The organism is Amycolatopsis sp. (assembly GCF_025464955.1).
GTDB lineage: Bacteria > Actinomycetota > Actinomycetes > Mycobacteriales > Pseudonocardiaceae > Amycolatopsis.
In genome coordinates this window covers 1-22,585 of sequence record NZ_JAODNM010000029.1, presented here as the reverse complement: position 1 = coordinate 22,585, position 22,585 = coordinate 1, and the positions used below count along the sequence as shown (strand labels likewise).

Sequence of the window (22,585 nt, the reverse complement as noted above, 5' to 3'; positions counted from 1 at the left end):
CCTCATCGATGCCCGAACGACGTGTCACCGTGGCAAGCAAGGTAGGCCTGCACGCCAGGCCCGCCGCGCTGGTAGCCAAGGCGGCCGCCGCGCAGCCGGTGGCGGTGAGCATCGCGAAGAACGGCGAGGCCGCCGTTCCCGCCGGCAGTGTGCTCAACCTGATGGCGCTCGGAGCCGTCCACGGCGACGAAGTGGTCATCACCGCTGAGGGCGAGGGCGCACAAGCCGCCGTCGACGCGATCGCCGAGCTCATCGCGAGCGATCTCGACGCCTGAGGCTGCACGAAACACGAATGGGCGGGGTTCACACCGAACCCCGCCCATTTCGCGTGCCCGCGAGTCCCATGTTCAAGACGGGCGAGTCCCACATTCGGGGCGGTGAGTCCCACGTAGCCGCGTCAGCGATCCCGCCAAGCGAGCGGCGAGATCGTCATCGCCGCTTCCGCAATCCTCTTCGCGGTGTCGGTGACCAGACTCTTGAGCGCCGAATCGATCCGGAAAACCCTTGACCGTGTGTGGCAGATCGCCGGTGCGTGGTTCCTGCGTGTCATGCCAGATCGCGAGGTATGCGGCTCTGGCGGGCTGCACCCGGTGTTCGATGGACACTGGCACCGGGTCCGGTTGCGGCGGATGCCCGACCCGGGCGAGTTGATCACCACGCGGTGCGGTCAGGTCGACGAGGTCGTCTACGGCCGCCCGAGCCGACCACCGCCAACGTGGGACTCGGACCTCCGAACGTGGGACTCGCCGGGCGTGAACGTGGGACTCGCGGCTCTGGGCGTGGGACTCGCGTGCATGAACGGCGGACACGTGTGCATGGGCGGCAAACTCGCGGGCTCTAGGGTGGTGGGCATGGAGAGTGTGCGGGCGATCGAGCGGTGGCCGGTGGACAACGCGGCGACGGCGGTGGTGAGTGCGGCCGGGGACGTGCTGGGCCAGTATGGCGACACGCGGCGCGTGTTCGGGCTCGCGTCGGTCAGCAAGCCGCTGACGGCATATGCGGCGTTGATCGCGATCGAGGAAGGCGTCGTCGAGCTGGACACGCCGGCCGGCCCGGAGGGCTCCACTGTCCGGCACCTGCTCGCGCACACCTCCGGCCTCGCCTTCGACGCGCACAAAGCGATGGCGCCGCCCGGCACCCGTCGGCTGTATTCCAACGCCGGGTTCGAGGTGCTCGCCGACACTCTCGCCGAACACTCCGGCATCCCGTTCGCCGAGTACCAGGCCGAGGCGTTGTTCGGCCCACTCGGCATGGTCAGCAGCAAGCTCGAGGGCTCGCCCGCGTCGGGCGCGGTGTCGAGTGTGGACGACCTGATCGCGTTCGCCACCGAGCTGCAGGAGCCGAAACTCCTCGACCCGCAGACCCTGCACGAAGCGACGTCCGTCGTCTTTCCCGGCCTCAGCGGGGTCCTTCCCGGCTTCGGGCACCAGAAGCCCAACGACTGGGGTCTCGGCTTCGAGCTGCGCGACCACAAGAGTCCTCATTGGACCGGCGCGCACAGCTCACCGTCGACGTTCGGGCATTTCGGTCAGTCTGGGACGTTCCTGTGGGTCGACCCGGTCGCGAAGGCCGCCTGCATCGCGTTGACCGACCGCGCGTTCGGCCCCTGGGCCGCCGAGAACTGGCCGCCCTACACCGATGCTGTGCTGGCGGAGCTCTCCGCGTGACGTCCCGGCTCCGCCGGGGTTTCGCCGCCATAGCCGCAGTAACCGCCGTCTGCCTGCTCGTCGGCTGCTCGGCCACGCTGACCTCGACCGCGCCGACTTCCGCGACGCCGTCCGCGGACACGTCACCGCCGGCCATGGGCACCAACGGCGCCGCCGCCCCCGCCCTGCACTGGACGCCGTGCCACCAGGGGTTCCAGTGCTCGGGCGCGACCGTTCCGGTGAGCTACCGCGAGCCACACGGCTCGAGTCTGAACCTTGCGGCGATCAAGCTCCCCGCGACGGATCCCGCCCACCGCATCGGCTCGCTGTTCTTCAACTTCGGCGGCCCCGGCAGCGACGGCGTCAGCGAACTTGTCCACTTCGGACAACGCTACCCCGCGGACCTCCGCGCACGCTTCGACCTGGTGAGCTTCGACCCGCGCGGGATCGGAGCGAGCGCTCCGGTCAACTGCCCCGGAGCCGACACCCCGCTGAGTGGTAACCCGATGCGGCCGGCCCAGCACGATGCGTTCTACGCCACGGCCGCGGCGCCGGGTAAGGACTGCGCGGCCGGCTCGGGCGCGCTGCTCGACCACCTGTCGTCGGCGAACGTCGCGCGCGACATGGACCTGCTCCGGCAGGCCGTTGGCGACAAAACGTTGAACTACCTCGGCTACTCCTACGGCACCTACCTCGGCGGGACGTACGCGAACCTGTTCCCCGGCAACGTCCGCGCCTTCGCCCTGGACGGCACGCTGGATCTTGTCGCCAACGCGACCGGCGACCCCGGGCAGCAGAGCAAACCGGTCGACGTCCGCGCGGACACGGCCGGCGCGCAACTCGAGGAGCTGAACCGGTTCTTCGCCGAATGCACCCGAGCGGGACCCGCGTGCGCGTTTTCCGGCGGTGACCTGCCGACGAAGTTCGCCGACATCGTCGCGCGCCTGAGCCAGGGACCGGTCGGCGGAACGACCCTGCCCACGTTCCTGAAGAACATCGACAGCGCCTTCTACCAGGCCGGACGCTGGAAAGCGCTCGGCGAGACCTTCGCCGCGCTCGCCGGCAAGTCGGCGGGCGCGTCCGCCGCCAAGCCGCCGCTGCTCGACCCGTACCTGCCGACACATTCGACGGGTTTCCTCGCGGTGCAATGCGTCGACAGCGAGAACCCGACGACCGCGGCCGACTACGACAAGCTGGCTGCGAGCGAAGCCGCGCGGGTGCCGTATTTCGCGCTGGGCGCGGTGTTCAACATGGCCGAGTGCCTCGGCTGGCAGGGCCACGATGAGGACCGCTACCTCGGGCCGTGGAACCGCCCGCGGACGAACCCGATCCTGGTGATCAACAACCGGTACGACCCGGCGACCCCCCTGCACAACGCGCAGGCGACGGCGAGCGAGCTCGGCGACGGACGGCTGCTCGTCGTCGACGGCTACGGGCACACCTCGCTCAACGTCCACAGCGCATGCGCGACCGCGGCGATGGTCAGCTACTTCACCACCCTCACCACGCCCGCCCCAGGCACGACCTGCGCACCCGACTACCAGCCGTTCACCTGACGCGGTTGGCTCGTGAGTGTTCCGGCCGGTTCGAACGCGCCGGAACGCTCACGAGCCCTAAACCGCCATGACCCGAATAGGTTCCCCGGCAACATAAGCGGCGATGTCCTCGACGGCGTCGCCGTAGAAGATCTCGTACGCCTCACGCGTGACGTAGCCGATGTGTGGCGTCAGCACGACGTTGTCCAGCGTGCGCAGGGGATGGTCGGACGGCAGCGGCTCGACGTCGTAGACGTCGAGTGCGGCACAGGCGATCGCCTTGCGCCGCAACGCATCCAGCAGCGCTGCCTCGTCCACGATCGGACCGCGCGAGCTGTTCACCAGTATCGAGGACGGCTTCATCAGCGCCAGCTCGGCCTCGCCGACGAGACCCCGGCTGCGTTCGCTGAGGACGAGGTGCACCGACAGGAAGTCCGCCCGCGCGAACAGTTCGTCCTTGGACACCACTGTCACGCCGTGCTCCGCGGCCTTCTCTGGCGTCAGGTTCTGGCTCCACGCGATCGTCTCCATACCGAACGCCTGCCCGACCTTCGCCGTCTGCGCGCCGAGCCTGCCAAGCCCGAGCAGCCCGAGCGTCTTGCCGGACAGCCCGGTACCGACGCCGATCTGCCAGCCGCCCTCGGCCATCGAACGCAGCTCGGCAGGCAGGTTCCTGGCCGCGGCAAGGATCAGCGCCCACGTGTGCTCGGCGGCGGGCTGCGGAAGGTAGCCGGTCGACGACACCACGATGCCCAACTTCCCGGCCGCGACGACGTCGATGGCCGCATTTCGGCTGCCCGTGCTGACCAGCAGTTTCAGGTCGGTCAGCCGGGCCAGCAGCTCCGCTGGGAACCGCGTGCGCTCCCGCATGGCAACGACGACCTCGAAGCCGTCGAGGCATTCGACCAGCTCATCGTCGTCAGCGAACGGCCTGGTGAACACCACGGTTGCGGCGGCCAGGGAGTCCCAGTCGCCGAAACCGAGCGCCACGTTCTGGTAGTCGTCGAGGATCGCGATCTTCATGGCCCCCACGTTACCTCCGGCCGTCAGCCAGGACTGATCGCGCGGAAGTACAGGAACCGCGGAGTCGTGCTGAGCGACTTGTAGGTGTCCGGAAACTCCGTCTCGCATTCGGCCAGCGGCTGCGGCTCGACGATCTCGTCGACGTCGAAACCCGCCTGACGCAGCGCGCCGAACGTCCGGCTCAGCGGGCGCCGGAAGAACCGGACCTGCTGCGTGCGGCCCGCGACCTCCCACTCGTCGACGATCGCTTCGGTCGGGAAGTAGTCGTCCAGGCCGAACCAGTGCCAGTCCTCGGGATGGTGCACCGAGAAGACCAGCGACCCGCCAGGGCGCAGCACCCGCCGGAACTCCGCCAGCGTCGGCGCCCAGTCCTCGATGTAATGCAGGACAAGGGAAGCCGTGATGACGTCGAGTGACCCGGTCTCGACGAAGTCCAGCGGCGCGGTCAGATCCCCGCGCCGGAAGCGTGCTTTGCCGCCCGCCAGCCGCGTCGCAACGTCGATCATGCCCTGGCTGAGGTCTATGCCGAGCACGTCCGCGCCCCGGTCGGCGAGCGCGACACTCAGGTATCCGGCAGCGCAACCGACGTCGAGGACGCGCTTGCCGTCGACCAGGCCGGCCAGCTCGAGGATCGCGGGCCGGTCGTAGTACCGCTGGTAGGGGTTCTGTTCCGAGTGCCGGGCGTAGTCCTCGCTGAAGTCGTCGTACTGCGATGAGCTTTCGGCCTTGGCCCGCCCGATGATTTCGTCGATGACCTCGGTCTTGGCGTCTGCGTAGTTTTGGATGTACTTCCACGTCCGGGCGGCGAGTTCGCGTTTCGTGGCCGCGTAGAGGTCCCGCTCCTCGTCGTGTGTCCGCAACCGCTCACGGAACAGCCGGTAGCGCTCGATCTGGTTGGTCGACGGCGAATAGACATGCAGGTTGACGTTCGTGTCCGGACCCTTGAAACAGCGGTGTTGCTCCCAGTCCGGCTCCCGGATGTTCAGGTGGTACCCGACGGCTTCGAGCTCGGGCAGGTAAGCGGGCTCGTCCGCGGAGTCCGGCACGATGAGCATGATGTCGATGATCGGTTTGGCGCACAGCCCCGGAACGGACGTCGAGCCGACGTGCTCCAGCTGGACGACCCGCTCCCCCAGCGCCCCGCGTATTCGCTCGGCTTCGCGTTCGTAGAGGCGCGGCCACTCCGGGTCGTATTCGAGGAGAGTGACTCCGGAATTCAGTTCCGGCGGCTTGACGACCCAGGCGGAAGTGATTTCTTCATCGGTGTACTGCTCGTGGTCAGGCTTCGGCACGACTCATTCCTTCCAGAAGGCAGTCGACCAGAATAACAGAAACCCGATCTTGCGCGAACGGTTATCCGAGCGGCAGCGGAAGGATGCCCCCGGTCGCCGAGCGCAGCGCGTCACGCATCGCCTCGCGCGGCGCGGGCAACCCGGTGAAGTGCTCGACCTGCCCAAAAGCCTGGTGCAGCAACATGTCCAGCCCGGTCGCCAGCTGTCCGCCCCGGGCGGCGACGGCGTCGGCGAGCGGGGTCGGCCAGGGGTGGTAGATGACGTCGAGCAGGCACGGCACGCCCGCGAGGACATCGATGATCGGTTCGACGGCGGCCGGCGGAACCGTGCTCACCACGACAGCAGCATTTGCGGCCAACGCGCTGAAGTCCGCTTCGGACCAAGGCCGGACATTGACGACGAGACCGGCCTTCTCCGCCGACTCGACCGTCTCAACGGCCCGCGCTGGCTCTCGAACCACCAAATCGACAGCGCGGACACCCAGTGCGGCAAGCCCGACGACGGCGGCCGCGGCTGTCCCGCCCGCCCCCAGCACGAGCCCGGTGTCCCCAGGTTTCGGGTGGTAGCCGCCCGCGATCCGCAACGCGTCGACCACACCGTCCACGTCCGTGCAGTCCGCGAGCCAGCCACCGGATTCCTTGCGCACCAACGTGTTCGCCGCACCGACGGCGACCGCTCGCGGAGTCGCCTCAGCCGCGAAGTCCAGTGCCGCCCGCTTACCCGGCATCGTCACGGACAGGCCGGCCCACTCCGGACCCAGCCCGTCGACGAACCCGGGCAGGCCCCCGGCGTCCATCTCGACGCGATCGTAGGTCCAGCCGTCCAGCCCGAGCGCTCGGTACGCAGCTTCGTGCAGCACCGGCGAAAGCGAATGCGCCACCGGTTTGCCGAGGATCGCGGCACGTCTAATAGACACCACGAGCCTGCGCGTCCCTCTTGTTCTGCTCGTGCTGCGCATCGGTCACGGCGAAGCACGAGAGGCCGTTCGTTTCGCACTTCACGAAGAAGATCCAGTCGCCCGGCGTCGGCTGCATCGCGGCCTGGATGGCGTCCGGGCTGGGTGCCGAAATCGGGGTCGGCGGGAGCCCGACGTCCAGATAGGTGTTGTACGGGCCCGCCTTGGCCCGATCCTCCGGTTTGGTCAGGACGACCGGCTTGTCGAGCAGGTAGTTGACCGTGGAGTCCATCTGCAGCTTCGTACCCTTGGCGAGCCGGTTGTAGATGACCCGCGAGATCTTCCCGAAGTCCTGCTTGACCGCTTCGCGCTCGATGATCGAAGCGATGACCAACACCTGGTACGGATTCTGCCCGTTGACCGTGGACTGCGCGTTCAGCCCGGCCGACTCCACCGCCTGCACCGAGTTCTTCACCAGGTAGGAGAGCACCTGAACCGGGGTCCATCCTGGTTTGACGTCGTAGACCCCTGGCGCGATAAGACCCTCCAGGCCGCGGTCCTTCTGCGGAGCCTTGCGGGCGCCGTCGAGCGCCCACTGCGGCACGCCCAACGTCGCGAGGTCGGTGTTCTCGACGGTCTTGCGGAGGTCGTCGACCGAGATGCAGGCGTTCGTGCCGTTCATCGGCGCGCAGGAAGCCTTGGAGATCAAGGAGAAGATGCCCGGCGTGACCTTGCCGCCCGGCTGCGTGCTGTCGTCGAACTGGGTGTACGCGCGGACTTCCAGCTGGCCGACGTGCGAAGCCGGGTCGACCATCTTGGTCACGGCCGCGGCGCCCGACATGTTCTTCTGGAGCACGTAGTAGCCGTGCTGGACCTTCGAGATCGCGGAGTTGTCCGCGGCGGCCTTGACGAACGCCTTGGCACTGGCGACGACGCCATCGGTGGTGAGCGTGGCGCCGATCGCGCTCGTGCTGTCGCCATCGGCGACCTCGACGATGACGTCGCCGCTACCGGGTCCGTCGAAGTCGGCGTACCCGAAGATCGCCTTGACGCCGTACCAGGCACCGCCACCGAGCAGAACGATCACGGCGAGTGCGGCGACCCAACCGATCGCGCGCTTCTTCTTGCGGTTGCCGCCCTTTCGGCGTCCGCGTGGCGCTTCTTCGTCGTCGACGTACTCGGGATCCGCGCCCTCGTCGTCGTAGTCGTCGTACTCGTCGCCTACCAGCGCGTCGAGTTCGCCGTCTTCCTCCTCGTAGAAGTCGTCGTACTCGTCGTCATATTCGTCGTCGAACTGGTCGTCGAACTTCTCGTCCGCGGCACTACGGGCGAGTTCCGGCTCCTCGTCGAGATGGATGATCTCGGTCGGGTGGTCGGCCGCCGTGTCCCGGACCGGACGCCGCGGGGGAAGGTGCCCGGCGCGTGGCTGCACAGGCATGCCCTGGCTCGCCTCACCCGGCTGGATACGCCGGGGCATGGCGCGCGGCGGCGACGGAGGCAGCGAAGGCGGCCCATCCCGCCGCGGGGCCGCACGGGGCGGAGCAGGCGGCATCGAAGGCGGCCCGTCTGACCGGGAAACACGTGGAGGTGCCGGAGGGAGCGACGGAGGCCCGTCCTGCCTCGGGGCCGCGCGTGGCGGCGACGGAGGCAGCGAAGGCGGACCGTCGGGCGGAGGCCGCCGGAGAGCGCGTCGCCCGGACGGCTGGGGCAGTGGGCCTGCCGGTGGCACGGGAGGCTGCGCCGGCGGCTGCGGCTGCGGCCGCGCCGGCTGCGGCGGCTGGGGTGCCCGGGCATGGCGTCCAGCCCGGGGTGCGGGCGGCGGAGCGTCTCCAGGGTCGGGTCGCCTGGCCGGGGGTCGCGCGGGCGGCCTGAGCCGCCGGCGGCCGCCTGGACTTTCGGGGGTGTCGTGGCCATCAGAGCTATCGGGGCCGTTGTAGGGATCGGTCATGACTCCCCGTCCCTGGTGCGCTGCGCGGCGGCGGCGTCAAGCCAGGCCTGCAGGATCTCCACCGCGGCCGCCTGGTCGATGACAGAGCGCTGCTTGCGCCCCTTGACCCCGCGCTGCGACAGCATGCGTGAAGCGGTGACCGTGGTCAGCCGCTCGTCGGCAAGACGCACCGGCACGGGCGCGACCCTTGCGGCCACCCGGTCGGCGTAGTCGATCGCGATGGTCGCGGCCGGGCCCTGCCGGTCGGCCAATGTCCTCGGCAGTCCCACGATCACCTCCACCACCTCGTGCTCGGTGACGAGGTGGGCAAGCTGGTCGAGGTCGGAATCGTCGCGCTCATCACGGAGGAGGGTAACGAGTGGGCTCGCGAGGATGGGCGCGGGATCGCTCAGAGCCACCCCTACCCGGACAGAGCCGACATCCACCCCGAGTCGCCTGCCCCGGCCCGGATCGGACGCCCCGGGCCGATCCGGGCGACGGTTCGCGGGTGTGGGGTCAGCCAACGGAGAGCGCTGCCCGCACCGCGGCGATGGCCTGCTCGATACCGGCCGGGTTGCTGCCGCCACCCTGGGCCATGTCCGGCTTGCCGCCGCCACGCCCGCCGATGGCGCCGGAGAACGACGGCACCAGCTTGCCGGCGGCGATGCCCTTGTCCCGGGCGGCCGACGTCGTCGCGACCGCGAAGCTCACCTTGTCGCCCGCCGGAGCGAACAACGCGACGACGCCGGGGCGCGAGCCCAGGCGGCCGCGAATCTCACTGGCCAGCGCGCGCATGCCGTTGGCGTCGATGCCCTCGTCCAGCTTCTTCGCCACGAGAGCGACGCCGTGGACGTCCTCGGCCGAGTCCGCGAGCGAACCGGCCGAACCGAGCACCTTCTGCGTCTTGAGCTGCTCGATCTCCTTCTCCGCGTTGCGGAGCCGGGTCAGCATGTCGTCGATGCGCCCTGGCAGCTCGTCGGTGGGCACCTTGAAGGTGCCGGCCAGCTGCGAGACGAGCAGCTGCTCCTTGCGGACGTGACGCAGCGCGTCGGTGCCGACCAGCGCCTCGACGCGGTGGACGCCGGAGCCGATCGACGAGTCGCCGATGAGCTTCACCAGGCCGAGCTGGCCGATGCGGTCGACGTGCGTACCACCGCAGAGCTCACGGGAGTACTCGCCCATGTCGACCACGCGGACCTCGTTGCCGTACTTCTCGCCGAAGAGCGCCATCGCGCCCATCTCGAGGGCCTTGTCCTTGGTGGTGACCATGGTCTGGACCTCGACGTCGGTCTGGAGGTAGTCGTTGACCTCCTCCTCGACCTCGGTGAGCACGTCGGCGGAGACCGCGCCGGACGACGTGAAGTCGAACCGCATGCGCCCGGGCGCGTTGAGCGAACCCGCCTGCGCGGCGCGCTTGCCGTAGGCGTTGCGCACGGCCGCGTGCACGAGGTGCGTGGCCGAGTGCGAACGTTCGATCGCGGACCGGCGGAAACCGTCGACCGAACCGGTGACCTCGGTCCCGATGCCGACCTCGCCGGAGACGACCTCGACGCGGTGCACGAACAGACCGGGGACGACCTTCTGCACGTCGAGCACCTTCAGCTCGACGCCGTCGCCGACCAGCACGCCGGTGTCGGCGACCTGGCCACCGCTCTCGGCGTAGAAGGGTGTCCGGTCGAGCACGAGCTCGGCCTTCTTGCCCTCGCCGACCCGCGTGACCGTCAGACCGCCTTCGAGCAGGCCGATGACCTTCGCGTTCGCCTGCAGCTCGGTGTAGCCGAGGAAGTCGGTCTCACCGTGCTGTTCGAGGACCTTGCGGTACTCGGACAGGTCGCCGTGCCCGGTCTTGCGGGTCTTGGCGTCGGCCTTCGCGCGCTGCCGCTGCTCGTTCATGAGCGTGCGGAAGCCCTCTTCGTCCACGGACAGGCCCTGCTCGGCGGCCATCTCAAGGGTGAGGTCGATCGGGAAGCCGTAGGTGTCGTGGAGCTGGAAGGCCTGGTCACCACCGAGAATGGCGCCGCCGGACTTCTTGATGCCTTCGGCGGCGAGGTCGAAGATGCGCGACCCGCTGGTGAGCGTGGAGAGGAAGGCCTCTTCCTCGGTCTTCATGATGTCGGAGATGCGGCCGAAGTCCTTCACGAGCTCCGGGTACGACGGGCCCATCGCGTCGCGCACGACCTCGGCGAACGAGGTCAGCACCGGCTCGTGCACGCCCAGCAGGCGCGTCGAGCGCACGATGCGGCGCAGCAGCCGGCGCAGGACGTACCCTCGGCCGTCGTTGCCGGGGGTGACGCCGTCACCGATCAGCATCACGCCGGAGCGCGCGTGGTCGGCGATCACCCGGAAGCGGACGTCGTCGGTGTGGTTGGCGCCGTAGCGGTGGCCGGAGAACTCCTCGGCCCTGCCGATCACCGGGCGCACCAGGTCGGTCTCGTAGACGTTCTCGACACCCTGCAGGATCGTCGCGACGCGCTCGACGCCCATACCGGTGTCGATGTTCTTCTTCGGCAGCTCGCCGATGACCGGGTGGCCCTTCTTCGGGCTCAGCTCACCCCGGATGTCCTGCATGAAGACGAGGTTCCAGATCTCGATATAGCGGTCCTCGTCGACCACCGGGCCACCGTCGCGGCCGTACTCCGGGCCGCGGTCGTAGTAGATCTCCGAGCAGGGCCCACCGGGACCGGGAATTCCCATGTCCCAGTAGTTGTCCTCGCCGCCGCGCACCTGGATGCGCTCCGAGGGCAGGCCGGTGATCCGGCGCCACAGCGCGGCTGTCTCGGCGTCGTGCTCGTAGACGGTCGCCCAGAGCCGATCCGGGTCGAGGCCGTAACCGCCGTCGTCCACCGATCCCGTCAGCAGCCCCCAGGCGAACTCGATGACGCCCTCTTTGAAGTAGTCGCCGAAGGAGAAGTTCCCGAGCATCTCAAAGAAAGTGAGGTGGCGTTGGGTCACGCCGATGTTTTCGATGTCCGAGGCCCGAAAGCACTTTTGCACCGAGACGGCTCGGGCGAAGGGCGCCGTCTCTTCGCCCGAGAAGTAGGGCTTAAAAGGAACCATGCCCGCGACCGTAAACAGGAGGGTGGGATCGTGGGGAATCAGGCTCGCCGAGGGCACTACGGTATGGCCCTTGGAGGCGAAGTAGTCGAGGAAAATTGAGCGAAGTTGGGCGGCTTCCACGGAGTCACTCTACTGGCGCGTCGGGTCTGTCCTGGTGGGAGCGGTTCGTTCGCGCGCGCCATCGCGCGACGAGTGCGGCCTCCTGGCCGTAGGTTGAGGGATCGTAGAACGTCGCATCCACAAAACGATCGGGCAGGTACTGCTGGTCGACCCACCCCTCGGGATAGTCGTGTGAGTAGCGATACTCGTTGCCGTGACCGAGGAGACCGGCGCTGCGATACGACGCGTCGCGAAGGTGAGCGGGAACTTCTGCCAGGCCGCCCGAGCGCACGGCCGCGGTCGCGGCGCTCAGAGCGCGCGTCACCGAGTTGCTCTTGGGCAAGAGGGCCAGGGTCAAGGTCGCGTGCGAGAGCGTCAATCGAGCTTCGGGTAGTCCGACGAACTCAACCGCACGCGCCGCCGACTCGGCCACCAACAAGCCCAAGGGATCGGCGAGACCGACGTCCTCGCTGGCCAAGATCACCAGGCGGCGGGCGATGAATCGGGCGCTCTCGCCGCTTTCGAGAAGGGTCACTAACCAGTACAGGGCGGCGTCGGGATCCGAGCCGCGCACTGATTTGATGAGCGCGCTGATCTGGTCGTAGTGCGTGTCGGCGGACTGGTGGTAGAGCCGACCGTCGCGCGCTCGTACCACGTGAGACAACTCGACTGGGGCGCTCTCGTCCTCTCCTCGGGTGAGAATAATGGCCGTGTCGAGAGTGGTCAGTGCACTTCGGGCGTCACCATCGGCGGACGAGGTGATGGCCCCCAAGGCTTCATCGGTGATGGTGGCCGAGCGCAGCTCGAGTCCACGGCGCACCAAGATGGCGAGATCGTCATCACTCAGAGGGCGAAGACGCCACAGAGTCGAGCGGCTCATCAGCGCCGCGTTCACTTCGAAGTAAGGATTCTCCGTGGTGGCGCCGATGAGTACGACTTCGCCGGTCTCCGTCGCCGGAAGGAGGAGATCTTGCTGCGCCTTATTAAAGCGGTGCACCTCGTCAATGAAGAGCACGGTTCGTTGAGCGTGCTGGCCGAGCCGCTCCCGTGCTCGCGCGATCGCTTCACGTACGTCTTTTACGCCACTCGAGACGGCCGAGAGCGGCTCCATCACGTAGTCCGCGGCGTGGGCCAGAACGCGTGCGAGGGTGGTCTTGCCGGTGCCGGCGGGACCCCACAGGATCATCGAGGTCAGCTGTTGGGACTCGACCAATCGCCGCAGCGCTCCGTCCGGTCCCACCAGATGGTCGTGGCCGACGATCTCGTCGAGCGTCCGGGGTCGCAGCAGCTCCGCCAGCGGCGCCTGTTCGCGAAGGCGCTCATCGCCGGCGTCGTCAAAGAGCGACGTAGGTCACGAACCCTTCGGCGCGAATTTCAAGTGCAGGTCGCGTAGTTGGCGCTCGGTGATGCTCTTGGGCGCTCCCGTCATGAGATCGGCTCCCGACTGCGTCTTGGGAAAGGCGATGACTTCGCGGATGTTCTCTTCTCCCGCGAAGATAGCCACTAATCGGTCGATACCAAACGCGAAGCCCGCGTGCGGTGGAGCGCCAAACCTAAACGCACCGAGTAAGAAACCGAATCGACTCTGCGCCTCGTCATCGCTGATGCCGAGGGCTCGGAATATTCGCGACTGAATGTCGGCGCGGTGGATGCGCACGGATCCGCTGCCGAGTTCCCAGCCGTTAAGGACGAGATCGTAGGCCTGCGAACGAACCTTCAACGGCTCGGTCTCAATGAGCGCGAGGTCCTCGGGGTGCGGCATCGTAAAAGGGTGATGCGCGGCCTGAAGATTGCCGTCGTCATCGACGCCGTCAAACATCGGAAATTCCGTGACCCACACGTAGTGGTGGGGTCCCTCTCCGACCGGGGGCGAGCCGAGCGATACGCGCAGCGCCCCGAGCACGCGGCAGGCCGGTGCGTACTCGTCCGCGACCACCAGCACCAGGTCACCGACCCGCGCCCCGTCGACGCTCGAGATGGCCGCGCTCTCCGTGGTGCTGAGGAACTTCGCCAGCGGACTATCGAGTCCCTCTGGCGTGACGCGAAACCAGGCCAAGCCTTTGGCCCCCAAGCTTTTGGCGAGTTCGGTGAGCTCGTCGAGTTTGGAGCGCGCGAAACTGGCGCCCCGCGCCACGCGCATGGCTTTGACCGTCGGCGCGGCGAAAGCCTTCACCTCACTCGACTCGAAGACGTCGGAAAGATCGTGCAAGACCATGCCAAATCGCAGGTCCGGCTTGTCCGTGCCGTACAGGTCCAGGGCCTCGGCCCAGGTCATCCGCTCGATGAACCCGGGTCGGACTCCTGTCGCCACTTCGGCGGCGTCGAGGACGGCCATCGAGACGAAGCTAAGGACGTCGTCTTGACTGACGAAACTGGCCTCCAGATCGAGTTGCGTGAACTCGAACTGTCGGTCCGCTCGAAGGTCTTCGTCGCGCAGGCAGCGAGCGATCTGATAATAACGATCGAAGCCGCCCACCATGAGGAGTTGCTTAGCGATCTGGGGGCTTTGCGGCAGCACGTAGAACTCACTCGGGCGCAGCCGAGAGGGCACCACGAACTCGCGCGCGCCTTCGGGCGTGGGAGCCCACAGCAGGGGGGTCTCCACCTCGCAAAAGCCTTGCGCGTCCATCGCTCGACGGAGGGCGGCGTTGACCACGGCTCGAAGTCGAAGGTTTCGTTGCATGGCCTCGCGGCGAAGATCCAAGTAGCGATAACGCAGTCGTACTTGCTCATCGATATCGACTCGATCGTCGAGTTGGAAGGGGGGCGCGTCGGCCAGTGACAGCACCTCCACCTGGCAGTCGCTTAATTCGACCGCGCCGGTGGGGAGTTTGACGTTGACGGTGCCTTCGGGGCGCGGCGTAACCGTGCCCGTGACACGGACTACGTACTCGCTCTTCACGTCGACCAATCCCTCGACGACAGCCTGCACTACGCCGGAGCGATCACGAATATCGAGGAACGCGAGGTGTTCGCCGTGTTCGCGACGCTTGGCCACCCAGCCGCAGACGCTGAGGCGCTCTCCCACGTGACTCTCATTGATCGAACCGCAGAGCAGGTCGCGCAGGCTGGTGGCTTCACAATCGCTGGACATCATCACTTCACTTCGTCACTAGATGGGCGACCGTCGATACGATCTCACTTCGAGCCACGCGTTGTTGCGCCTGCTCAAAGTCCTGGCTTCGCAGGTCCCTAATCGTAACCTCGCCGGCGAAGAGTTCCTCGGGCCCTACGAGCAGGGCCAAACGCGCCCCGGACTTGTCCGCCACCTTCATCTGCGCCTTCATGGAACGTTGGTCGTACGCTCGATCGGTGGCAATTCCCGCCGCGCGCAGCTGTTCGATCAGCGCGATCACCGACTCATCCCCCGTGGTATCGATCACGAAGACGTCGAGTGTTCGCTTCAATAGGGGCGTGGCAACCCCTTCGGCCGTTCGCGCCAACAGCAGTCGCTCGACGCCACTGCCGAAGCCGATGCCGCTCGTCGCTTTACCCCCCAACTGTTCAGAGAGTTTGTCGTAACGTCCTCCACCGCCCACGGCGTTTTGAGCGTTGCCCATCGACTCCGCGATGAACTCAAAGGTGGTACGCGTGTAGTAGTCGAAGCCGCGCACCAGTCGAGGGCTCAAGAAACTTTCAATGCCGACCGCGCCCAGTCCCGCCACGACTTTGTCAAAGTGATCTCGACAACTGTCGCAGAGGTGATCGATTAACATCGGTGCGCTCGAGGTGACTTTGATACAGGCCGCCTTCTTGCAGTCCAGGACTCTCAGCGGATTCTGGCGCCACATCTCACGGTGCTCGTCGCACAGCTCCATTTGGTGATCTTCTAAGTACTCACTCAATAGCTCGATGTAGCGCGGGCGGCACTCCTCGTTGCCCATGGAGTTAACCAAGAGACGCAGATTCTTCAGACCGATCGCCCGGTAGAAGCTGTTCGCCAGAGCGATCACTTCGACGTCGACGGTGGGGTCGTCAGTGCCGAGGACCTCCACCCCCAACTGATAGTGCTGGCGATAGCGCCCGGCCTGTGGCCGTTCGTAGCGAAACGCCGGCGTAACGTACCAGGCCTTCCAGGGCGTGGTTGGCTGGTGTTGGACGAAGGCTCGCACCACCGAGGCCGTTCCTTCAGGGCGCAGGGCGTAGCGACGCTCCCCGCGGTCTTTAAAGATATACATCTCCTTTTGAAAGACGTCACTCTCTTCGCCAATACCCCGCGTAAAGACCCCGACGTCTTCGAAGAGGGGCGTCATTACCAGTGTGAATCCGTACCGGTAGGCGCTCTGCGCGAAAGTCGCGACCACTCCTTCCCAGAGCGCCGAGTCGGGACCGAGGACGTCGTGGGTGCCGGTGGGCGCCCGAAAGGGCGGGAGCGACTCGCTCACGAGGCCTTGTTCTGCCCGGGAAGCTGTCGAAAGGCGTCAAAAACTCCGTCGACACCCTTCAGGGCCGCCAAGAGGCTCGACAGGTGTTCGGGGTCGGCGAGTTCGACGTCGAAGACCATGCGCACGATGCGCGCACCCGATGTCGTGGTGCTGCTCGAAATGATGTTGAGGTGATACTCGGCCACGACCTTAGAGACGTCGAGTAACAGACGCGACCGATCGAACGCCATGATCTCTAAAACCGCGCGGTACTGACCCCCGACCGAGCCGTCCCACTCGACATCAATGATCCGCTCCCCCAAGCGTTCAGCCAGGGCTACCGCGTTCGAACAGTCGTCGCGGTGTACGGAGACGCCACGACCCTGCGTAATGAATCCCATGATGCTGTCCCCGGGAACCGGCGAACAGCACCTGGCTAGGTGAATCATCACGTCGTCCAGTCCCTCCACGTAGACCCCGGCCGAACGTCGCGACGTGCGATTAGAGCGCGGCGCCTTGGTCACCGTGGTGGGCATCTGCTCGGCGTCGCCGCCTCGAAGCTCGCGGTCGAGTCGCTGCACCACGGCGAGAGCGGATATCTGATCGGAGTCGATCGACATGAAAAGCGCCTCGCGATCCTCTAAGCCCAAGGCGGTGATCACCGCGTCGAGGGCGCTCGAGGCGAGAGAGGTGGCGATGGGCAGACCCTCTCGGCGAAGGGCCTTGGTCAGCTCTTCGCGACCTCCCTCAATGGCGTCGTCGCGTCGCTCTCTTTGAAACCACTGGCGAATCTTGGACTTGGCCCGAGACGATACGGCAATGTTCAACCAGTCCCGGCTCGGCCCGGCGTTGGCATTTTTGCTCGTGACAATCTCCACCACGTCAGCCGAGCGCAAGACCGTATCCAATGGCACCAGGCGACCGTTGACCTTGGCCCCCACGCAGCGGTGCCCCACTTCGGTGTGCACGGCGTAGGCGAAGTCGATGGGCGTGGCCCCTTCGATGAGCGCAATGACTCGGCCCTTAGGCGTGAAGAGATAGACCTCGTCTTGTCCGAGGTCGAGTTTCAAGGCTTCGAGAAAGGCGATCGGGTCGTTCTCTTCTTCTTCGACATCAGTGAGTCGTTGCATCCAGGCCATCTCGTTGGCCGAACCGCCCTCTTTGTAGCTCCAGTGCGCCGCCACGCCGAACTCGGCACGCCGATGCATCTCTTGGGTTCGGACCTGCACCTCGACCGACTTACCTCTCGGGCCGATCACCGTGGTGTGTAAGGACTGATACAAATTGAACTTCGGGGAGTTGATGTAGTCCTTGAATCGACCCTGCACGGGAGACCACAGTGCGTGAATGGCTCCGAGGGCGGCCCAACAGTCGCGCTCCTCTTCAACGATCAGTCGGAGCCCGACAAGGTCAAAGATCTCGTCGAACTCTTTGCCACCGACCACCATCTTTTCGTAGATGCTCCAGAGGTGCTTCGGTCGACCTCGTACCTCCGCACTGATCCCGAACTCAACGAGTTTCGAAGAGAGAGTCTCCATCACCTCACCGAGGTAGGTCTCGCGCTCGGGTTGACGCGCCGCCACCATCTGTTCGATCTCGGCGTAACGCTTCGGGTGCAGCGTGGCGAAACTCAGGTCCTCTAGCTGCCACTTCACCTGCTGTACACCGAGGCGGTGCGCCAGGGGCGCGTAGACATCAAGGGTCTCCTGGGCGATGGCTCGTTGGCGGTGCATGGGCATGACGGAAACGGTTCGCATGTTGTGCAAACGGTCGGCCAGTTTGATGAGTAGGACGCGCCAGTCCTGAGCCATGGCGATGAACATCTTTCGAATGGTGGCCGCCTGTTGGGCCTCTTTGGAGTCAAACTCCAAACGGTCCAACTTGGTCACTCCGTCAACGACGGCTGAGACCTGGGCGCCAAATTCGTCGGCCAGCCACTGCGTCGTCACCCCGGTGTCTTCCACCGCGTCGTGCAGCAACGCCGCGGCGATGGTCGTCTCGTCTAAACCGAGGTCAGCTACGATTCCCGCGACCCCAATGGGGTGAGTGACGTACGGCTCACCCGTTCGCCGGAGCTGGCCCTCGTGGGCGTTGATCGCCGTTACCCCCGCGCGACGGATCAGATCGATGTCGCCAGATTCATGGTGCTCGCGAAAACGCACAATGAGACGCTCGATGGAGCTAAGTAAGACGGCGTCGGCGGAGGAGCGCGACGTAAGGCTAACCATGTGTTCAGCCTACCGGTGCGTTAACGCCAAGCTTTAAAGGTTCCCCACGTTCCGCACCACGTTCTTCCGCACCACGATCCGTACAATCCGAACTCCCGATTCCCTCAGTCCATAACGGGAGGGCGATTCCACCATCCCGAGTGGTACTGAAGTCGATGTCGTCGCCCCGCGCGACTGGCGAAGGTGGACAGCGTCAAGAACCGTTTCATTCCTCGGTTGGAGCAACTGCTTATCGAGCCAAGCGAGCGAGCCACTTAATCTCATGGCCCCGTAATCGAGGTTCTGTCGTTGGTCGAGCAACCCACTCGCCACGACCGGCAGTCGCAAGGTCGCCCGTCCCTCGAGCGTGTTGTGGTGCCACATGAATCTCTCCTTCTAGTGGTATTGGTCCCGCCCTTGCAAATGCTGGGGTGACGTGAGAGCGGAGCTGCGCGTCGAAGGAGTTGCGGGTCCAGTGCGCTAAAGGATGGAGGCGAAAGACTCGTGGCTGGCACCTACAGTTAGCGAGCGCAGGCGTCTTCAGGGTCTAGGCCCGCGTTCTCGGGTCGCTAAAGTATTCGATGGCGACCAGGGGGGACGCGACGAGACCCAGGGTCCTTGCACCGTGGTTATTGGCGAACGCCTCCGGCCACGCACGAGCCGAGAGAGAGAAAACAGATGAGCAGACCGCACCTCGAGTTTGGCGTGTTCCTCCCGACCGGGTGGCGATCTGAGTACAAGCCGATGACCGACCCTAGCGAGCAGTGGCGCCACACGATGGACGTAGCCCAACTCGCCGAGAGTCTCGACTATGACGCGCTCTGGGTCGCCGACCACTTCCACATCTTCCCCGGCATGGACAATACGAACATTTTCGAATCCTGGACGACGCTCACGGCGCTGAGCCAGCGCACCGAGCGAGTCAAACTCGGCCACATGGTCAGTTGCGCGGCGTTCCGCCACCCGCCCTTGGTGGCCAAAATGGGCGCGACTCTAGACGTGCTCAGCGGCGGCCGATTCATCTGGGGAGTAGGAGCTGGATGGCAAGAGGAGGAGTTTCGGGCCTACGGTTACGAGTTCCGCGCCCCGAAGGATCGGATTCAGGTGCTCAGGGAGACGGTCGAGATCGTAAAGCTCATGTGGCACGAAGACGACGCCGTGTACAAGGGGCAATTCTTCGAGTTGGACGGGGCAAGGTGCGACCCGAAGCCACTTCAAAAACCCCATCCGCAGATCCTCATCGGCGCTTGGGGAGAGCGCTACGGTTCGCGCTTGGTCGCTGAACACGCCGACCGCTGCAACTTCCCAGGAGACGACGAGACTGTAGCCACGAAACTCGCCCTCATACGAGACCGGTGTCGAGAGATCCGGCGCGACGAGTCCGAGATGATGATGAGTTGGACGGGGGACACCTATCTTCGAGAGACGGAGGAGGAGATAATCTCCGACGGCGTTCGAGCATTGAGGCCCATATCCATGGAGACGTGGAGGGCGACGGGTCTGATCGGCACCCCGGAGCAAGTGTGTGAACGCATACAGGGATTGGTCGACTTGGGGGTGACCGGGTTCACGCTGTCGTTCTTCGATCTGCCCGACCTGCAGTCACTGGAGCTGTTCGCCACCAAGGTGATACCCGAGTTCCGCTGAGCGGAGTACTCCGCGCATCTCTATGCCGAGTTGATGATGAAAGTGAGTGGGAAAGATATTCCTCATCCTGTTCACCGAGCGCTTGTCCCAGGGCATCCAACTAAGACTTCCTCCCGGGTCATCTTGGTTTAGAAAGTCCGTCCCCAATTGATTATTTATGACCGCTGGAGAAATGCAGCGTCAAGCACTTTTCGCACTGCGCGCCTTAACGACGTTTTCGCTTACGGGCGCGCGCTTGAATGGCCGCCGACGAGCTCCCGAGCCGCTGGGGGCGCGCGGCTCCGGCCACGCCCATCTGCGCGCCGGCGAGAGCCGCACTGGTGGCGGTGAGTACGCGACGGTCACTGCGGGTGGTGACGCGAGCCGCCAAGTCGCGGTAGCGAGGTTCGCGCTCTTTCATCCAAGCGAGCAAGGGACTGGCGATAAAGATCGAGGAGTACGCCCCGCTCATGAGACCGACGAAGAGGGCCACGCCGTAGTTCTGCAAGGTCGTGGCGCCAAGCAAGTCGGCCCCGATCAAGAGAACCGCGAGCACCGGCAAAATGGCCACCAACGACGTGTTGATAGAGCGAGCCAACGTCTGGTTCATCGAGAGATTCACCATGTCCGAGTACGTCAGCTCTCCGCTCTTCAGCACGCCTTGGGTGTTGTCGCGTACGCGGTCAAAGACCACGACCGTGTCGTAGAGGGAGTAGCCCAGAATCGTCAGGATTGCGATCACCGTGTCCGGCGTGATCTGAAAACCGAAGAGGGAGTACACGCCGACCGTTACGAGCAGGTCGTGGACCATGGCAATGAAAGCGGCGGCCGCCATCTTGGGCTCGAAGCGGATACTGATGTAGGCGACGACAGCGATGAAGAAGACGACGAGCGCTTCGATGGCCTTGTTGGTGATCTGGCCCCCCCAGGTTGGCCCGACGCTGCTGGTGGAGACTTGGAAGTCGCTAGTGTGCGCCGCACCGGCCATGGCCTTAACCACCTTGGTGGTGACGGCCGACTGCGCCGCTCCCGAGAGATTGTTGATGTCGGCCGTAACTTGATAGGTGTCGCTGCCTAATTTCTCGACGGTCGGATTCGAGAGCCCCGCGCCCTTGACCGCATTGGTCATTTGGCTAATCGACGAGTTCGGCGCCAGCACCTCCCAGGAGCTGCCGCCCTTGAAGTCAATACCCAAGTTGAATCCACGAATCACCAGTGATCCAAGACCCAGCACGATGATGACGATCGAGACCGTGAACCAGACTCTGCGTCGACCGACGAAGTCGACCGTCGTGAGACCGTGATACAGACGGCCAAAGCGCCGGTAGTGCTTCTGCGTTCCGGGGGCGAAGGTCTCGGTCGAGCTACTCACTGACCAGCGCTCCCGCGTGCAGTCCGGCGGCCATGGAGAGGGCCGAGTTGCTCGCCGAACCCCGACGTCCGAGCAAGATAACCAGTGGACGCGTGAAGTACCAGGTAATGAACACGTCCATCAAGGTCGAGAGTCCGAGAAAGAAGGCGAAGCCCTTTACGTCACCGACCGCGATGATGTACAGCAAGACGGCACAGAGCAGGCTGACGGTGTCGGCCGCCAACACGGTGCGCCAGGCCGAGCGAAAACCACGATCCACCGAGGAGCGCACCGAACGCCCGGCTCGGGCTTCGTCTTTCAATCGTTCGAAGTACACGATGTAGCTGTCGACCGTAATGCCAATGGACACAATCAATCCGGTAACACCAGCCAAGTCGAAACTGGGCGCGAAGGCCGTATGGCCGAGTGCCGAAATGATGGCCCACAGCAACGCGGCCGTGACCGCTAGACCAGACACGATGACCAGACCGAGCGCTCGGTAGTACAGAATGGTGTACAGCAAGACCAACGCGAGACCGGCCAAGCCAGCGCCGAGTCCGGCGACCAGCGCGGAGTGGCCGAGGGTGGGCGACACGGTCAAGGTAGTGAGCGGGTCCAGACGTACGGGCAAAGCGCCAAAGTTCATAGCCAGGGCGAGAGTCTTGGCGGACGCTTCGGTGAAAGATCCAGAGATCTCACCGGTGCCGCCGAAACTGCTGAACGCCGCCTGGGTGGGCTGAATCAATGGCGCCGACTGAACGACTCCGTCGAGTTCGATGGCCAGTAATGCGTGAAAGTTCTTCTCGGCCACCTTGTCCCACTCGGGACTCCCCGTCGAGGTGAGCGTGTAGTTCACGACCCAGGCGCCGACTTGGTTCTGCTGGGCGACGGCGCTCTTCACTGCCCTGCCGGTGAGTTCGGACGGTCCCAAGACGTAACGCACGGCACTGTTGCCGAGTTGCGGGAGGATTACTTCTTTCTTGGGGTTGTCGTAGAGAGGCTGGGTGCTCTTAATAGTCGCGAAGGCCGGGTCGGGCTGAATCTGATTGCTGTTGCCCGTCGACGGATTGACGTTTAGGTTCGCCGCGGTCGTGGCGTACTGGGCGCCGCACGCTGGCAGCGGCTTCGCGCCGTAACTCTTCGGGTGGGCGCCCACTGCGGCCTGACACAGCACGGGACGAAAGAGCAACTGCGCGGTCTGGCCCACTGCCTGAAGCACCGCACGAGCGTGCGTCACCCCGGGCACACTGACGACCACGTCTTTTCCTTGAAGGTTGACGGTCGCGCCGGAGACTCCCAGACCGTCCACGCGATCGGTCAAGATGGTGACGACCTCTTGCATGTCCGAGGTCGTCGCGGGCGTGGCGGGCTTGTAGACCACCGACAGCCCACCGGCTAAGTCAAGGCCGAGCTTGGGACCCCAACCGAGCGACAACGTCGCCGCCAATGCACCGAAGGCGATGGCGACGACGAGGACCAGGCTGACGATCAGAGATCGCCGTGAACCGACCTGTGGGGGCATTACGTAGGGTCACCTTCCGTCGGGTGATCGTCGTCGGTCGA

16 protein-coding genes and 1 pseudogene are annotated in these 22,585 nt (G+C 65.4%); 4 read left to right on the top strand and 13 right to left on the bottom strand.

Features of this window, described 5'->3' with window-relative positions; genetic code table 11:
* The first annotated feature begins 8 nt into the window (after positions 1-8).
* Complete coding sequence (locus JWQ81_RS04670; protein ID WP_297537881.1) at positions 9-275, top strand: HPr family phosphocarrier protein; 267 nt, start codon at positions 9-11, stop codon at positions 273-275.
* Positions 276-397: 122 nt separating this feature from the next.
* Here the strand turns inward: JWQ81_RS04670 and JWQ81_RS04665 are convergent.
* A pseudogene (locus JWQ81_RS04665) lies at positions 398-581 on the bottom strand (hypothetical protein); the annotation flags it as partial.
* A gap of 270 nt (positions 582-851) precedes the next feature.
* Here JWQ81_RS04665 and JWQ81_RS04660 point away from each other — a divergent pair.
* Together JWQ81_RS04660 and JWQ81_RS04655 are read left to right on the top strand one after the other, a co-directional pair.
* The gene (locus JWQ81_RS04660) at positions 852-1,667 is read left to right on the top strand and encodes a serine hydrolase (RefSeq protein WP_297537896.1); all 816 of its coding nucleotides are present in this window, start codon (positions 852-854) and stop codon (positions 1,665-1,667) included.
* The gene (locus JWQ81_RS04655; protein ID WP_297537880.1) at positions 1,664-3,202 is read left to right on the top strand and encodes an alpha/beta hydrolase; all 1,539 of its coding nucleotides are present in this window, start codon (positions 1,664-1,666) and stop codon (positions 3,200-3,202) included. The genes JWQ81_RS04660 and JWQ81_RS04655 overlap by 4 nt, the downstream gene beginning before the upstream one ends.
* 57 nt (positions 3,203-3,259) lie before the next feature.
* Here JWQ81_RS04655 and JWQ81_RS04650 read toward each other — a convergent pair whose 3' ends face one another.
* The 10 genes from JWQ81_RS04650 to JWQ81_RS04605 all read right to left on the bottom strand — a co-directional run bounded on the left by JWQ81_RS04650 (position 3,260) and on the right by JWQ81_RS04605 (position 18,066).
* The gene (locus JWQ81_RS04650) at positions 3,260-4,204 is read right to left on the bottom strand and encodes a D-2-hydroxyacid dehydrogenase family protein (RefSeq protein ID WP_297537878.1); all 945 of its coding nucleotides are present in this window, start codon (positions 4,202-4,204) and stop codon (positions 3,260-3,262) included.
* Positions 4,205-4,227: 23 nt separating this feature from the next.
* Positions 4,228-5,496, bottom strand: a complete 1,269-nt coding sequence (locus JWQ81_RS04645; protein ID WP_297537876.1) for a GrpB family protein — start codon at positions 5,494-5,496, stop codon at positions 4,228-4,230.
* A gap of 61 nt (positions 5,497-5,557) precedes the next feature.
* Positions 5,558-6,391: a shikimate dehydrogenase gene (locus JWQ81_RS04640; protein ID WP_297537895.1), complete on the bottom strand. Its 834-nt coding sequence runs from the start codon at positions 6,389-6,391 to the stop codon at positions 5,558-5,560.
* A 10-nt stretch (positions 6,392-6,401) separates the two neighbouring features.
* Entirely contained in the window at positions 6,402-7,829 is a 1,428-nt protein-coding gene (mltG, locus tag JWQ81_RS04635; protein ID WP_297537874.1) for an endolytic transglycosylase MltG, read from the bottom strand.
* A 506-nt stretch (positions 7,830-8,335) separates the two neighbouring features.
* Entirely contained in the window at positions 8,336-8,764 is a 429-nt protein-coding gene (gene ruvX / locus JWQ81_RS04630) for a Holliday junction resolvase RuvX (protein WP_297537894.1), read from the bottom strand.
* Between the two features lie 70 nt (positions 8,765-8,834).
* Positions 8,835-11,495, bottom strand: a complete 2,661-nt coding sequence (gene alaS / locus JWQ81_RS04625) for an alanine--tRNA ligase (protein ID WP_297537872.1) — start codon at positions 11,493-11,495, stop codon at positions 8,835-8,837.
* A 4-nt stretch (positions 11,496-11,499) separates the two neighbouring features.
* Positions 11,500-12,759, bottom strand: coding sequence for a replication-associated recombination protein A (locus tag JWQ81_RS04620; RefSeq protein WP_297537893.1), 1,260 nt, complete (start codon positions 12,757-12,759; stop codon positions 11,500-11,502).
* A 66-nt stretch (positions 12,760-12,825) separates the two neighbouring features.
* A complete protein-coding gene (gene aspS / locus JWQ81_RS04615) occupies positions 12,826-14,571 on the bottom strand; it encodes an aspartate--tRNA ligase (RefSeq protein WP_297537869.1) in 1,746 nt (581 codons plus the stop codon).
* A gap of 4 nt (positions 14,572-14,575) precedes the next feature.
* The gene (gene hisS, locus JWQ81_RS04610; RefSeq protein WP_297537867.1) at positions 14,576-15,859 is read right to left on the bottom strand and encodes a histidine--tRNA ligase; all 1,284 of its coding nucleotides are present in this window, start codon (positions 15,857-15,859) and stop codon (positions 14,576-14,578) included.
* Positions 15,856-18,066 carry a bifunctional (p)ppGpp synthetase/guanosine-3',5'-bis(diphosphate) 3'-pyrophosphohydrolase gene (locus JWQ81_RS04605; protein WP_297537865.1) on the bottom strand — a complete coding sequence of 737 codons (2,211 nt, stop codon included), beginning with the start codon at positions 18,064-18,066 and terminating at the stop codon, positions 15,856-15,858. Before JWQ81_RS04605 ends, hisS begins: the two co-directional genes overlap by 4 nt.
* Positions 18,067-18,723: 657 nt before the next feature.
* On the opposite strand from JWQ81_RS04605, the gene JWQ81_RS04600 reads away from it, so the two are divergent.
* The gene (locus JWQ81_RS04600) at positions 18,724-19,692 is read left to right on the top strand and encodes a TIGR03560 family F420-dependent LLM class oxidoreductase (protein ID WP_297537863.1); all 969 of its coding nucleotides are present in this window, start codon (positions 18,724-18,726) and stop codon (positions 19,690-19,692) included.
* Between the two features lie 205 nt (positions 19,693-19,897).
* On the opposite strand, the gene secF is transcribed toward JWQ81_RS04600, so the two are convergent.
* Positions 19,898-21,043 (bottom strand): protein translocase subunit SecF, encoded by a 1,146-nt coding sequence (secF, locus tag JWQ81_RS04595; RefSeq protein WP_297537860.1) that lies wholly within the window; start codon positions 21,041-21,043, stop codon positions 19,898-19,900.
* Positions 21,036-22,544: a protein translocase subunit SecD gene (gene secD, locus JWQ81_RS04590; RefSeq protein WP_297537858.1), complete on the bottom strand. Its 1,509-nt coding sequence runs from the start codon at positions 22,542-22,544 to the stop codon at positions 21,036-21,038. Before secD ends, secF begins: the two co-directional genes overlap by 8 nt.
* Positions 22,545-22,585 lie beyond the last annotated feature (41 nt).

Bases quoted from the DNA above. Each gene is read 5' to 3' on its own strand.
- JWQ81_RS04660 (WP_297537896.1), top strand. From the start codon at position 852: ATGGAGAGTGTGCGGGCGATCGAGCGGTGGCCGGTGGACAACGCGGCG.
- JWQ81_RS04670 (WP_297537881.1), top strand. From the start codon at position 9: ATGCCCGAACGACGTGTCACCGTGGCAAGCAAGGTAGGCCTGCACGCC.
- JWQ81_RS04605 (WP_297537865.1), bottom strand. From the start codon at position 18,066: ATGGTTAGCCTTACGTCGCGCTCCTCCGCCGACGCCGTCTTACTTAGC.
- aspS (WP_297537869.1), bottom strand. From the start codon at position 14,571: ATGATGTCCAGCGATTGTGAAGCCACCAGCCTGCGCGACCTGCTCTGC.
- JWQ81_RS04650 (WP_297537878.1), bottom strand. From the start codon at position 4,204: ATGAAGATCGCGATCCTCGACGACTACCAGAACGTGGCGCTCGGTTTC.
- mltG (WP_297537874.1), bottom strand. From the start codon at position 7,829: ATGCCTGTGCAGCCACGCGCCGGGCACCTTCCCCCGCGGCGTCCGGTC.
- JWQ81_RS04600 (WP_297537863.1), top strand. From the start codon at position 18,724: ATGAGCAGACCGCACCTCGAGTTTGGCGTGTTCCTCCCGACCGGGTGG.
- secD (WP_297537858.1), bottom strand. From the start codon at position 22,544: ATGCCCCCACAGGTCGGTTCACGGCGATCTCTGATCGTCAGCCTGGTC.